This window comes from Streptomyces sp. S465, assembly GCF_026898115.1.
Taxonomy (GTDB): Bacteria; Actinomycetota; Actinomycetes; order Streptomycetales; family Streptomycetaceae; genus Streptomyces; species Streptomyces luomodiensis.
The window spans coordinates 8,924,165-8,935,673 of sequence record NZ_CP114036.1 but is presented as its reverse complement, the minus strand read 5'-3'; the positions used below and the strand labels follow the sequence as shown (position 1 = coordinate 8,935,673).

The window sequence follows — 11,509 nt, the reverse complement described above, 5'->3', positions numbered from 1 at the left end:
GCATCCGTGCTTGGTCCTAAAAGACTTTGCACCGATAGGCGATCGTAATCAATAAGGTCTTCGCACCGGTGGCCAGATCCCTACCGTCGTGCTCGCTCCGCGACGATCCTTTCGGTGGGTGGCCTGCAACGCTGGCCGGAGTTGATCGTCGCACTTATCGGACGATGTCCGAATAGGAACGTTGCCTGAACCGCGGCGCCCGCCCGCACGTCTCCTCGACCTCGATAGCCTGCGTCATTATGACGCGCGCTTGGACCTTGCCCATACTGCTCGTACTCTGCGGCTCAGTCGTCGCGGCCGGCCTGTTCTCCAGCGGGAGCCCCGGCGAGGCCGTAACGCTCCTGCTGGTGTTCGCGCTGCTCGCGGGCGTGAACTCGCCTCTGATCTTCCCGAGGTCGATCGGTGCGCTGGAGGCACAACGCCGCAGCGCGGTCGACGGCCGGCCGGTCGTCTTCTGGCGGTCGGGCTGTCGGTACTGTCTGCGGCTGCGTATCCGGTTGGGCCGCAGGGCCGACCGGCTGCACTGGGTCGACATCTGGCGTGATCCGGCTGGAGCGGCAGCGGTGCGGGCGGCCAACGACGGCAATGAGACCGTACCGACCGTCCTCATGGCGGGCCGGCCGCATGTCAACCCCGATCCCGCATGGGTGCGCGCACAGCTCGACGCGGACGGAGGTTGACCGACAAGCTCAGAAGGCGTGGAACTCTTCGAAGGGCGGCTCAAACGACGGATCAGGCAAGCGGATGGCCTGGCACCGGGGCACTGATGCGGCCCGAGGGTCGGCGGCGGCCTTCATCAGGGTTCCGTCGGGGAAGGCGTCGGGGATGACCGTCCACCCCAGGTTCCGCTCGTAGTACCGCAGGGCGGTGCGCACTGACGGCGCCCAGGCGTCATCGATGACGATCAGCCCGCCGGGCCGGACGATCTTACGCAGATAGTAGAAATCGACGAAGACTTCGTGGAACCGGTGACTGCCGTCCACGAAGGCCGCGTCGGCGACCAGACCCTCGGTGAGGAGTTGCGGGAGCGCGATCGACGAAGGAGCGAGCATGAGCGAGGCGATCGCGTCCAGTCCCGCGGAGCGCAGCAGGTCCCAGCCCGCGTTCGACCACTCACGTTCTTGGAACGGGTCGATGATGATGTGCCGGGGACGCGGCGGGGCGACCGTGACCAGCGCCTCACCGATCGCGAGGGCGGAACTGGCGTAGGCGAGACCGACCTCGACGACCGTCTGCGCGCCCTCGGAGATCAGCACGTCGCGCAGTTGGTCGCAATCGCGCTCGGGCACGGTGACCGTCGGGAAGTCCGCCGCGAAGCCCCGCGTCCACGGCGGCCCCTCCTGCGCGAGCCGGCGGCGTACCTCCCGGACCCGTGTCCTGCGTTCATCCGCTGTCATCGCACCGACCATCCCTCCACGCCAAGAGCGTCGCCGGCCAGGGCGACCGCCGCGCGACGGACGCCACCCCGAGGCTCAGCTCGTCCTCCGCATATCGGCTTCGGTGATGACACCGTCGCGCACGGTGTAGGTGCCGGTGAAGCTGCGCTGGGTGCCGTCCGTCTGGAAGGAGACCAGGTCCACGGACACGGTGTCGCCCTGGACGGACACGATGGTGACCTCGTCGCGCTGGGTCTCGGAGAAGCCGGAGACGAACGCGGAATAGCTGTTGTCGAGGTTCTTGCCACCGAGGTTCCAGGCGGTGGTGTAGTCACCCTCGTTGATCGCGTCGAAGTAGCTCGTCACCGTGGCATCCGGCCCGTCGTCGGCCGAAGGGGTCGCCTCGGGGGACGGCCAGTCCGTCGGGGACGGCTCGTCCGTCTCCGGGAACGCCGGCGTCGCCGTCCAGGTGTCCGTCGCCATGTCCGACGGCGTGAGCAGCGGCGCCTCCTGTCGGGGGCTGCCGCCGCCCTGGTGGTGTGCCAACATCCAGATGCCGGTGCCCGCCGCCGCGCACAGCAGCAGCGTGACGATCGCCACGATCAGCAGGCGTTGGGAACCGTCGTCCGGCGGCGGCACACCGGGGCCGCCCCCGGACGACGACGGGCTCTGCACCCAACGCTGCGCGTTGGCGTCCCAGTTGCTCATGGCGCCCCGCGCTCTCTAGCCGGCCAGTTGGTCGATGGCCTGGACCACGGCGGCGGCCGAAGCGAGCCCCGCCGCGGCCGTGGCACCGAGCGACAACCGGTCCCGCAGCCACTGCAACCGGTCACGGCTCACCTGGCGGGTTTCGGATATCTCCTCCTCCGCCGCGGCCAGTTGGGCGTCCACCGTCGCGACCTCGGCCGTGGGTGCGAGCAGGGTCAGCTGCTCGCGCAGCGTGCTGATGGTGGCCTGGAGGTCGGACGATGCGTCGATGACCTGGGTGGCGGCGGACACGGCCTTCGCGCCCTTACCCGACGCCACCGCGCCCCCGGTCATCGCGCCGATGCCGATGCCGCCGGGGACGGGTGCGGGCGCGGACAGACCCTCGGACGAGGCCGGGAGGGGGACCGGCGCCCCGATCCGCAATGAGCGGTCCTCCGCGGACGCTCCTTCCCCGCTCGCCACCACACCACCGGCCAGCAGGCCGATCGAGATCCCTCCCGCACTTCCCGCACTCCCTGCGCTTTCCGCAGAGGGAGTGTGCGCGTCGGTGCGGCCGGACCCCGCGCTCTGCTCCTCGTCCGGTGTTTCCCGGTGTACTGCCATCACTTCTTACCGCCTTCCGTGTGCGCCGCCGAGGCTCCCTCCCCCGTCGCGACCGCACCACCGCTCATCGCGCCGATGAAGACCCCACCGCCGCTCACGTTCACGACCTGCTGCTCGAAGTCACCGGTTTCGTAGCCGTTCACCCGCAGTGACTCCCGGACGCCGCTCGCGATCCGGTCCTGCACCGTCCTCACATACCGTCTGACGTCCATCTCCTGGAACACCGACAGGTCGGTCGTGCTCCCCAACTCCCGTACGGACGTGGCCGGCGCGTCCGGCAGCGCGCGCCGGGGGTTGGCCAGCCAGGTGCGGAAGACGGCGACGCCGGTACGGATCAGCGACGTTCCGGCGGCGAAGTTCGCGGTCGGGGTCGCGAGCAGACCACGCACGGCCTCACGCAGGAGGTCGTCCTCGCCCCGCGCCTCGATCACGTCCACGGCCCTGAACTCCGGCCGCACCGGGGTCAGTACGTGCGGTACGACCTCCAGGACGAGCATCCCGCCCTGGGTGTGGACGCGCACCAGCACCGAGACCACGACCTGCTCGTCCCATGCCCCGACCCGGATGCGCAGGAAGTGGCGGCGCGCCTCGCCGCCCTCTCCCACGGCCTCATCGAGGTGCCGCCGGGTGGCGGCCGGATCGTAGGCGACCTCCCAGCGGGCCAGTCCGGACGGCAGATAGACGAATTCTTCGATCTCCAGGGCGCAGAGCCGGTCGCGGCTGGTGGCCGCCGCCGCGGTGCGCAACTCCTCCAGCCGCGGTTTGATGAGGTCGATGACCTCGCGGCCGGTGAGTCGCGCGCCCCGCCCGGCCGTCGGCTCCGCGCCCTTGTCGTCCTTCGCGGGTGAGGTCCGCTCCTTCAGCTCCATCACCAGCGACCAGGGCTCCCGGTACGGCCGCCCGGCGCCGATGAAGGGCCGGAACGGGTCGTAGATCGTGAGCACCGCATACTGCTCGCGGTCGATGGCCTCGGCGATGCGCCGGTAGCCGGGGGTGGGCGGCACTGTCTCGCGAGGCGCCCGGAAGAACGTCTCCGGGCCCAGCTCGTCGCGCATGACGGCCGAGACATGTGCGCGATACGCCCACACGGGCAGCACCAGCAGGAACGGGAACACCACGCTCACCCAGGCGTGGGCACCGCTGAAGAGTGCGAACAGCGCACTCACCCAGTAGAGCAGAGCTATCAACAGGGGCATGAGCGGCAGCAGCATCCGCAACCGCCCACGGGTGGCCCGTTTGACCATGGAGCGGTCGAGGGTGAAGACCGCCACGCCGAGCCCGGTCCCGGAGCGTACGCTTCCCAGGAGGAAGCACACCAGCATGTAGGCCAGCCACCAGGGGACCGGAAGCATCGTCTCCGAACCGACCCCGGCCACGCCGAGCCCGATGAACACGGTCCAGATCGCCAGCAGGACGAGCGCGGTCTCCGCTTCCTTCCGACGGGCGCGCAGCGCGTGCACGAGGACGGGTAACGCGTCGATGCCGAGCGAGGGGGCGATCGGGCGCTCCTCGTGCTGGACCAGCTCCTCGATCACACGGCGGCGATACTCGCTGTCGAAGTAGACGCCCGCGCACAGCAGCCGGGTGGCCTCGGTCCGGATACCGCCCCGCGGCGCGGAGGCCGGCCGAGGCGGCGCGACGGGCTTCCCGGGCGGCGGCGCGTGCCCATGCGCTCGACGGCCCGCCGCATCGTCCGTACCGTGCTCACGCCTCGTATCCGCCATGAGGCCCCCCGCGACATCAGTGCGTGTGTGCCGTGCCCCGGCCACCGGCCCCTCGGCCCCCGAGGGAGCCTCGTGAAACATCCACCCACGGGCCAAACCAGAGCTGACACGACTCTACGGGCAACAACGCGCATACCGCCAGGGTCTTTCCATCCGGTGCGCACCAGATCGCCGGGCGATCCGGGGATGCACCCTCGGGCCGCCTGCACGAGTCTGGAAACAGGACGGAAGGAGAGCGTCATGCCCAAGAAGGACAAACCACACAAAGGCGACAAAGTCTCATGGAAGAGCCACGGCCAGAACGTGACCGGAAAGGTCAAGAAGAAGATCACCGGCCGTACCCGGGCAGCCGGCCGGACCGTCGCCGCGTCGGAGGAAGAACCGCAGTACGAGGTGGAAAGCGATACGTCCGGTCGCTCGGCCGTGCACAAACCGGGAGCCCTGCGGAAGCGGGGCAAGAGCTCGTGATGGCCGCAAAAGAACGGGGCCACGACCGGGACGACACCCAGAAGGCGTTCAGCGAGGCAGTCAATATGACCGCGGGGGAGCTGGAGAGATGGCTTGACACCGACGAGTCCAAGAGCGTGGGACAGAGCGATGGCGGCGAGAGCGTCGGCCATGCCTCCGGGCGTCGCATCGTCGAGCTTCTGCACACCAGGAAGGCCGACCTGGGCGAGGAGGACATCGCCCATATGCGCAAGGTCGTCGGTTACGTCCACCGGCACATCAAGCAGCGCCCCAGCGGGGACGTCACCGACACCAGATGGCGTTACTCCCTCATGAACTGGGGTCACGACCCGCTGAAGTGATGGGCCGCGTCAGTCCGGGGGCCCGACACTCCGGCGGCCGAGGAGCGGTCACGACCGCGGAGGGGCCACCGGGGCGTCGAGATCGTGGGCGCGGTCGAAGCCCATGGCGCGGTTCAGACGCGCCGTCAGGCGCGTGGCCGTGGTGCGGGGCAGCACCCGGGCGGCCCAGGTGGTCGCGCGGAAGCTCGCACGCCCCGGGTAGGCGTTGACGGCACCCTTGGCGAAGGCGTCGAGGGTCCTGGCCGCGACGCGTCCGGGCGCGTCGGTGAACGCCGGCTTCATGGTGGCGGACGTGCCGTCGAAGAACCCCGTGGCGGTGGCCCCGGGGTGGGCCGCCATGACCCGCACCCCGGCCCCGCGGAATTCCTCGGCGAGCGCTTCGGTGAAGGACAGCACGAACGCCTTCGTCGCCGCGTAACTCGCCTGGTACGGCATGGACTGGAACGCGGCCGTGGAGGCCACGTTGATGATGCCGCCAGTCCCCCGCGCGATCATCCGGCCGCCGAGCTGGTGGCACAGGCTCATCAGGGCGACGACGTTCAGTCCGACGGAGTCGACGTGCCGCGTCAGCGACGAGTCCAGGAATGGGCCGACGGTGCCCGCACCCGCGTTGTTGACCAGCAGATCGATGGTGCGGCCGCGCCGGTCCAGCTCCGCGATCAGGCGGGACACCCCGTCGGGGGCCGCGAGGTCGACCGCCTCGGTCGCGGCCTCGACGCCGTACTCCTCCCGGATCGTGTCCGCGACCCGGCGCAGCGCGTCGCCGGAGCGGGCCACGAGCACGGGGCGGGCGCCGCGCCGGGCGAGTTCGCGGGCGTACGCCTCGCCCAGCCCCTTCGAGGCCCCGGTGACGAGGGCGGTGATGCCGGAGTAGCCGTCCATGCGGATCTCTCTTCCTTCTGCGGCCGGGCGCCGTCGGGGCACACCGGGGCAACTGGGCAGTCGAAAGTACTTCGAGGCTCGAAGTACTTGGAGCACGGTAACAGCTTCGAGGCTCGAAGCACACTGCTAGCCTCGGACCATGACGAACCAGTCGCTGGAATCGGTGGTGCGCGCCAACCACGAGCTCTTCATGCGCACCACCGACCGCCTCGCCCGGCCACTCGAGGAGCTGGGACTCACGCACGCGACGGCGCAGGCCCTGTGGGCGATCGACCCGGACGAGCCCGCGCCGTCCATGAAGGTGCTGGCGGGCCGGCTGTTCTGCAATGCGCCCAATCTCAGCTTCGTCATCAACCAGCTGGTCGACCGCGGGCTCGTCGAGCGCGGCGCGGACCCGGCCGACCGGCGCGCCCGGGTGGCCGTGCTGACCGAGCGGGGCCGGGAGGTCCGCGAGCGCGTCGTACGGCTGACGCTCGACCAGAGCCCCTTCGCCGGCTGCGAGCCGGACGAGCTGGACCGCCTCGCCGAAATCCTGCGGCAGGTGCTCGACCGGGCGGACTGAGCGGGTGCCGGAGCGGGTGCCCGACCGGGCGGCTCGAGCGCGAGGGTGAGCGGGAGGAACAGCAGGCCGCCGGCGGTCAGCTGCCAGCCCGCGAGGGTCAGGGCACCCACCCCGGCGGGGCGGCCCCAGCGCTTGGTGAGGACGGCCCCGCCGGCCATGGTGGCCGTACCGCCGAGGCCGCCGAGCACCCCGACGGCGTCCAGCCGTGCCCGCGGCCCGAGCACCACCAGCGCGACGCCGAGCACGCCGAGCACACCCCAGGCGCACCGCCAGACCGTCGGCCGGTCGTGGAGCACCGCGCCGGCCAGCCCGGCGACCAGCAGCGGCTGGGTGGCGCTGAGGGTGGCGGCGACGCCTCCGGGCAGCCGGCCGGCCGCCACGAACAGCAGGGGGAACAGCGCGCCGAGGATGGCGGCCTTCCACCACGAGTCCCCGCGCGGGAGCACACGGTGATCACCAGCCCGGCCGGCCCGGAGGGCAGAGCGCGCATCAGCCCGGCGAACAGCGGGTGACCGGACGGGAGCAGTTCCGTGGTCACGGCGTAGGTGGTGCCCCAGGACGCCGGTGCGAGTGCGGTCAGTGCGACGGTCGCCACCTGCTGCGCGGACGCGGTCCGCGGCAGGTCTGACCTGCGCCGGGGCGGCGTTCGTCGCCGGCGCCCGCGAGTGCCTGGCCGCGGCCGACCGGGCGGCCGCCGACGCCGCCGCGGCGACCGGCGCGGTGCGCGGCCGGCTCGCCGTCGGCGTGATCGTGACCACGGCCGCCGTGGACGTACCCGAGCTGCTCCAGCGGTACCGCGCCCGGCATCCGGAGGTCCGCGTCGTCCTGCGGTCCGGGCGCAGCGACGAGCTGGTGGCGGCGATCCGCGAGGGCCACCTGGACATCGCCTTCCTCGGCCTGCCGGAGGGCGAACGGCCGTCCGGGGTGGAGACCGTCGCCCTCGATCACGACCGGCACGCGCTGGTGGTGGCGGCCGGGCACCGGCTCGTGGGCGCGTCCCGGGTCATGCAGGGCGCGGGCGCGCGGGGGCTCGGCATCGCGCTGATGCCGTCGGCGTTCCTCCGCCCGCTGGCCGCCGACGATCCGGAACTGGTGCTGATCCCGGTGGCCGACGGTCCGCGCCGGGTCGAGTATCTGGCGTGGAGCCGGTTCAACCCCAGCCCGGCGACCCGGGCCATGCTCGGCGTCCTCGGGGTCAGCTCACCCGCGTAGCGCGGACGCCCGTGGCGGACGGCGGCCCCGGCAGCGGGGCGCGCAGCCCGGCGCGTATCCGCGCCGGGCTGCTGGCATCACGTCAGGTCAGGGTCAGCCGGTGAGGACCGGGGTCTGCCAGTCCCGCCATGCGGACAAGTTGCCCGCCTTCTTGCCCGAGATCCTGAACACGCCGGGGTCGTTGCCCGTCTTCAGCAGGAACTTCTTGAGGTTCTGCTGTAAGGGGGTCTTCCATTCGGACCGGACGGCGCAGTGGGTGCCGTCCTGGATGTCGGACCAGTAGGTGATGTTGTGCTCCGCGCCGAGCGCCTTGTAGACCTCCGCGCCACCCAGGGCCGCCACGCTTCCGGACCTGGCGCCCAGCCAGTCGATGTGGGGGTTCTCCATGATGAACAGTCCCCGCGGTGCGACCATGGCCACGATCTCGTGGGTGTCCACCGGCAGGTTGGCCGGGTTGCCGGTGAACGAGCCGAACGCGTCGCCCAACCACGGTTGTTCGGAGTAGGCGCTGCTCAGCGGCTGTGCGCCGCCCTCTCCCGGAACCCCGCGGTAGAGGGGAACACCAGCGGTGCCCGACTCGATCGGCATGGTCAGGGCGATGCGCTGATCGAACGCGCCGACCGCGAAGGCGCCCTTTCCGTACCGTGAGCATCCCGTGACGCCGATCGCGTCCGCCTGGAGAATGCCACCGCCCGACTGCTCGACGACGTCGATGATCCGGCTCGCGCCCCAGGCCCAGGCCATGAGCAGCCCGGTACTGCTCGATGAGCCGTAGAGGCTGTAGAAGGCGCCTTGCTTGTTGTTCCGTGGCGTGCCCTCTCGGCCGACGACGAGGGGGTCGTAGGTGATGACGGCGACACCGGAGGCTTTGATGGTGGCGGTGTCCGCCCCGAAGCCGCCCAGGACGACGACGGCCGGGAAAGGTCCGGAGCCACTGGGCAGCTCGACCTTCGCCGAGAAGCTGGAGCTTCTGCCCTGGTCGGTCACGTTCACGGTGATGCCGGTGCTGGAGACCGTACCCGTGACACCCGCGGGCTTTCCGTGCTTCTCGCCGTAGACGAACCTCTCCCCCAGTTTCTTGATCTCAGCCCGTCGGCACCGCCAGTCGGACGTGGCGGAGATGCGCGTGCCGTCCAGCCTGGTGAAGGGATCGGGAAGTTTGATGTTGGCGGTCACGGCGCCCGGGTCGGGCACCGCGCAGTCGGCACCGTCGTCCTCGACACCGGGCCGCACATACGCGTCGGCCCTGAGGCCATTGGCGACGCCTGCCGGTGTGTCGAGGGCGGTGGCTGTCAGGCTCGCGACGGCCAGGAAGACCGCGGCTGCCCATGCCCGGGGCCGATGTCGATGAATGCGCATGGGGGACCTCCATGGGAAGGCGCGCGGTCCCGGCGGGCGATGGCCCCGGCCGGACGGCATGGAGTCAGGGACACGCCGGTGCACGCCAGATGGTGGGACGTGCGCGGACACACGATGCCTCGAAGCCGCCCCCCGACCTCAATCGCGGCCCGTCACACGCCGTGGGAGCGCTCCCACTCTAGGAGCGGGCCGCGAGGCCGACAACACCCGGAACGCGGGGCCTGGAAGTTGGCTGTTTTTCTTCCTCCGGCCACGCCGGTACGGCGGCGTGGGCCGGTCAGCCGTCGGCGATACCGGTGCCGCTGGGAGCGGGCACGAGGTACTCCGGATGGGCCAGGGAGCGGGCGCCGGCCCGGAACTGGGCGAGCGTGTCGACGATGGTCCGGCCGACCGGGAGGTGGCCCCAGACGCTGATGCCCTGATGGGTGCTGGGCTCCCACGTCGTCTCGTCGATGACGATGGGGTTCCAGCCGACTTCCCACTCGAAGCCGGAGGGGGTGCGGGCGTCGTAGGAGAGTCCACGGTCGTTGGTGTGCCGGCCCACAGTGCCCAGCGCGCCGCCTCCTCCAGCCCGGTACGCATGCGGATGTGCCCTCATCTGTGGGCGTACGCCGGATAGGCCAGGGGTAGAGGGCAGGCGAAGACAACGACTGCGTGTGCCGCGCGATGTCCGTGGGCGGAATGGGGGAGACAGGTGAGCGCACAGCCGGCCGGGGGCGGCGGGGGTGGGTCGGAGACCGGGGCGGACGGGCTGCAGGAGGAGCTGTCCGCCGAAATACATCGGGAGATGCGGCGGTGGCGGGTGGCCACGGTCAACTACGGGGTGACCTACTACCTGTCGCGCATTCTGCTCATCGTCGCCAGCGCCGTCGTGGCAGCCGACCGGAATCTCAGTGACGGCAAAGGGAGCTTCCTGGTCGCGTGGGTGCCGGCGTTGGCCCTGGTCGTGGCCGTGCTCACCGCGCTCGACACCTGGCTCAAGCCCCAGCAGAAGTGGCAGGGCTTCATGGAATCCCGGGACACATTGGCCGATCTGATGGTCCGGAGCAGGCATGGCCTGACCGCCGAGGAAGTCCGTGAGGAGTTCACGGCGCTGCGTCGTCAGCACCGGGAGAAGAACATCTTCTAACCGGACCTGATGGATCTGACCGATCTCACAGATGGCGGCACGGCTGCGGGAGACGACCGTTCGGGCGTCACCGGGACGGCCCGCGGGGATCAGCGTCCTGGTGCCGTGGCGAGGCGGGCGAGGGCGCGCCGCTCGGCCGCCTCGACGTCCAGCCGACCGGAAGGATTCCCGCCTCGGGCGATGACGGCGCCACGGACCAGCGCCAGATAGAAGAGCGCCGGCGCACACGGTGTCCACTCCTCCTCCGGCCTGCTGAGGATGAAGTCCAGCACGCTGTCCGGGTCGGCGGACACGAACTCGTGGCCCGCGTGCTCCCACTTGTCCTCCACCCCGCGGGCGCGCCGGGCCAGCAGGTCGTCCGCGGTGAGATCCTTCAACACCGCCCGGAAGAACGCCGCCCACTGGTGGTTGCTCAGGTCCAGGGCGAAGGCCAGCAACTCCAGCTCCACCGCGTCGTCCGCCTGGATCGCCAACTCCTCGCGCAGCGCCCGGCGCGCCACCGCGTGCAGGCTGATGCGGGAGCCGTCCTCGGGTACGTCATGGATGCTGGCGAGCCCTTCGTTCGCGGAGGAGTTCCAGTGATCGGTATACCGGCCGGAGACCTGCGCGCTCCGCCGGGAGAAGACCATCTTCCGGTCCGGCTCCGTCTCCACGGCGATGTTCACCCCGAAACTGCAGGACAGGAACGGTTCCACGGTCACCGGATCGGTGTTCTCCAGATACTGGGTGCGCAGTGTCTCGGCCGAGCCTTCCCTAAGTGGCCGGTCGAGATTGTGCGACGTGGCGAGGAAGTCGAAGTAGTCGGCATCGCACAGCTGCATCCGGACGACGGGTTCCTCACGCTCGTGCGTGCGTGCGATCTCCACGCTCTCCACCGCGAAGCGGGGATTGTTCCAGCGGTGGGGCAGCCCTGCCGCTTCCTTGCGGGCTTCCCGCTCCGCCGTCTCGTCCCGCCAGCGTTGCACGACCGCGGGCAGCTTCACCCGTCGGCGTCCACGCTCGTACAGGATGTGCACGTTCTCCTCGAGGATGGCCCGGGTGCCGTCTCCCTCGAAGACGTGGCAGTCGGTGGTCCGGGATCCCACGACGAACTTGTCCCGCTGCGCCATCCGCTCTCCTTCGTCCGCCCTGCCGGTCCTGCCGCC

The 11,509-nt window shown here is 70.7% G+C and carries 13 protein-coding genes and 2 pseudogenes; 6 read left to right on the top strand and 9 right to left on the bottom strand.

What is annotated here, in order from left to right:
- Positions 1 to 239 precede the first annotated feature (239 nt).
- Complete coding sequence (locus N6H00_RS37680) at positions 240 to 680, top strand: glutaredoxin domain-containing protein (protein ID WP_268976384.1); 441 nt, start codon at positions 240 to 242, stop codon at positions 678 to 680.
- A 9-nt stretch (positions 681 to 689) separates the two neighbouring features.
- On the opposite strand, the gene N6H00_RS37675 is transcribed toward N6H00_RS37680, so the two are convergent.
- The 4 genes from N6H00_RS37675 to N6H00_RS37660 form a co-directional block, all read right to left on the bottom strand.
- Positions 690 to 1,397, bottom strand: a complete 708-nt coding sequence (locus N6H00_RS37675; protein WP_268976383.1) for a class I SAM-dependent methyltransferase — start codon at positions 1,395 to 1,397, stop codon at positions 690 to 692.
- Between the two features lie 75 nt (positions 1,398 to 1,472).
- Positions 1,473 to 2,084, bottom strand: a complete 612-nt coding sequence (locus tag N6H00_RS37670; RefSeq protein ID WP_268976382.1) for a hypothetical protein — start codon at positions 2,082 to 2,084, stop codon at positions 1,473 to 1,475.
- A 15-nt stretch (positions 2,085 to 2,099) separates the two neighbouring features.
- Positions 2,100 to 2,687 (bottom strand): hypothetical protein, encoded by a 588-nt coding sequence (locus N6H00_RS37665; protein WP_268976380.1) that lies wholly within the window; start codon positions 2,685 to 2,687, stop codon positions 2,100 to 2,102.
- Positions 2,687 to 4,411 (bottom strand): hypothetical protein, encoded by a 1,725-nt coding sequence (locus N6H00_RS37660; protein ID WP_268976378.1) that lies wholly within the window; start codon positions 4,409 to 4,411, stop codon positions 2,687 to 2,689. The genes N6H00_RS37665 and N6H00_RS37660 overlap by 1 nt, the downstream gene beginning before the upstream one ends.
- Before the next feature lie 240 nt (positions 4,412 to 4,651).
- Between N6H00_RS37660 and N6H00_RS37655 the strand changes: the two genes are divergently transcribed.
- Positions 4,652 to 4,879: a DUF2945 domain-containing protein gene (locus N6H00_RS37655; protein ID WP_268976377.1), complete on the top strand. Its 228-nt coding sequence runs from the start codon at positions 4,652 to 4,654 to the stop codon at positions 4,877 to 4,879.
- Entirely contained in the window at positions 4,879 to 5,220 is a 342-nt protein-coding gene (locus tag N6H00_RS37650; protein ID WP_268976375.1) for a DUF3140 domain-containing protein, read from the top strand. Before N6H00_RS37655 ends, N6H00_RS37650 begins: the two co-directional genes overlap by 1 nt.
- A 48-nt stretch (positions 5,221 to 5,268) precedes the next feature.
- Here the strand turns inward: N6H00_RS37650 and N6H00_RS37645 are convergent, their stop codons facing one another.
- Positions 5,269 to 6,102 (bottom strand): SDR family NAD(P)-dependent oxidoreductase, encoded by an 834-nt coding sequence (locus N6H00_RS37645; RefSeq protein ID WP_268976374.1) that lies wholly within the window; start codon positions 6,100 to 6,102, stop codon positions 5,269 to 5,271.
- Between the two features lie 139 nt (positions 6,103 to 6,241).
- Between N6H00_RS37645 and N6H00_RS37640 the strand changes: the two genes are divergently transcribed.
- Positions 6,242 to 6,664, top strand: coding sequence for a MarR family winged helix-turn-helix transcriptional regulator (locus N6H00_RS37640; protein WP_268976373.1), 423 nt, complete (start codon positions 6,242 to 6,244; stop codon positions 6,662 to 6,664).
- Positions 6,665 to 6,690: 26 nt separating this feature from the next.
- Here the strand turns inward: N6H00_RS37640 and N6H00_RS37635 are convergent.
- Positions 6,691 to 7,286 (bottom strand): annotated as a pseudogene (locus N6H00_RS37635) (EamA family transporter); the annotation flags it as partial.
- On the opposite strand from N6H00_RS37635, the gene N6H00_RS37630 reads away from it, so the two are divergent.
- Positions 7,235 to 7,876 carry a LysR substrate-binding domain-containing protein gene (locus N6H00_RS37630; RefSeq protein WP_268976372.1) on the top strand — a complete coding sequence of 214 codons (642 nt, stop codon included), beginning with the start codon at positions 7,235 to 7,237 and terminating at the stop codon, positions 7,874 to 7,876. The pseudogene N6H00_RS37635 and the gene N6H00_RS37630 sit on opposite strands and share 52 nt — an antisense overlap.
- 93 nt (positions 7,877 to 7,969) lie before the next feature.
- On the opposite strand, the gene N6H00_RS37625 is transcribed toward N6H00_RS37630, so the two are convergent.
- Entirely contained in the window at positions 7,970 to 9,235 is a 1,266-nt protein-coding gene (locus N6H00_RS37625; protein WP_268976371.1) for a glucuronyl esterase domain-containing protein, read from the bottom strand.
- A gap of 277 nt (positions 9,236 to 9,512) precedes the next feature.
- Positions 9,513 to 9,782: pseudogene (locus tag N6H00_RS37620) on the bottom strand (VOC family protein); the annotation flags it as partial.
- A gap of 147 nt (positions 9,783 to 9,929) precedes the next feature.
- On the opposite strand from N6H00_RS37620, the gene N6H00_RS37615 reads away from it, so the two are divergent.
- Positions 9,930 to 10,364: a DUF4231 domain-containing protein gene (locus N6H00_RS37615; RefSeq protein ID WP_268976369.1), complete on the top strand. Its 435-nt coding sequence runs from the start codon at positions 9,930 to 9,932 to the stop codon at positions 10,362 to 10,364.
- 89 nt (positions 10,365 to 10,453) lie between these two features.
- Here the strand turns inward: N6H00_RS37615 and N6H00_RS37610 are convergent, their stop codons facing one another.
- Positions 10,454 to 11,473: a translation initiation factor 2 gene (locus tag N6H00_RS37610; protein WP_268976368.1), complete on the bottom strand. Its 1,020-nt coding sequence runs from the start codon at positions 11,471 to 11,473 to the stop codon at positions 10,454 to 10,456.
- Between the last annotated feature and the right edge of the window lie 36 nt (positions 11,474 to 11,509).

Coding starts and splice junctions, on each gene's coding strand:
- N6H00_RS37680 (WP_268976384.1), top strand. CDS start 240: ATGACGCGCGCTTGGACCTTGCCCATACTGCTCGTACTCTGCGGCTCA.
- N6H00_RS37675 (WP_268976383.1), bottom strand. CDS start 1,397: ATGACAGCGGATGAACGCAGGACACGGGTCCGGGAGGTACGCCGCCGG.
- N6H00_RS37670 (WP_268976382.1), bottom strand. CDS start 2,084: ATGAGCAACTGGGACGCCAACGCGCAGCGTTGGGTGCAGAGCCCGTCG.
- N6H00_RS37665 (WP_268976380.1), bottom strand. CDS start 2,687: ATGGCAGTACACCGGGAAACACCGGACGAGGAGCAGAGCGCGGGGTCC.
- N6H00_RS37660 (WP_268976378.1), bottom strand. CDS start 4,411: ATGGCGGATACGAGGCGTGAGCACGGTACGGACGATGCGGCGGGCCGT.
- N6H00_RS37655 (WP_268976377.1), top strand. CDS start 4,652: ATGCCCAAGAAGGACAAACCACACAAAGGCGACAAAGTCTCATGGAAG.
- N6H00_RS37650 (WP_268976375.1), top strand. CDS start 4,879: ATGGCCGCAAAAGAACGGGGCCACGACCGGGACGACACCCAGAAGGCG.
- N6H00_RS37645 (WP_268976374.1), bottom strand. CDS start 6,102: ATGGACGGCTACTCCGGCATCACCGCCCTCGTCACCGGGGCCTCGAAG.
- N6H00_RS37640 (WP_268976373.1), top strand. CDS start 6,242: ATGACGAACCAGTCGCTGGAATCGGTGGTGCGCGCCAACCACGAGCTC.
- N6H00_RS37625 (WP_268976371.1), bottom strand. CDS start 9,235: ATGCGCATTCATCGACATCGGCCCCGGGCATGGGCAGCCGCGGTCTTC.
- N6H00_RS37610 (WP_268976368.1), bottom strand. CDS start 11,473: ATGGCGCAGCGGGACAAGTTCGTCGTGGGATCCCGGACCACCGACTGC.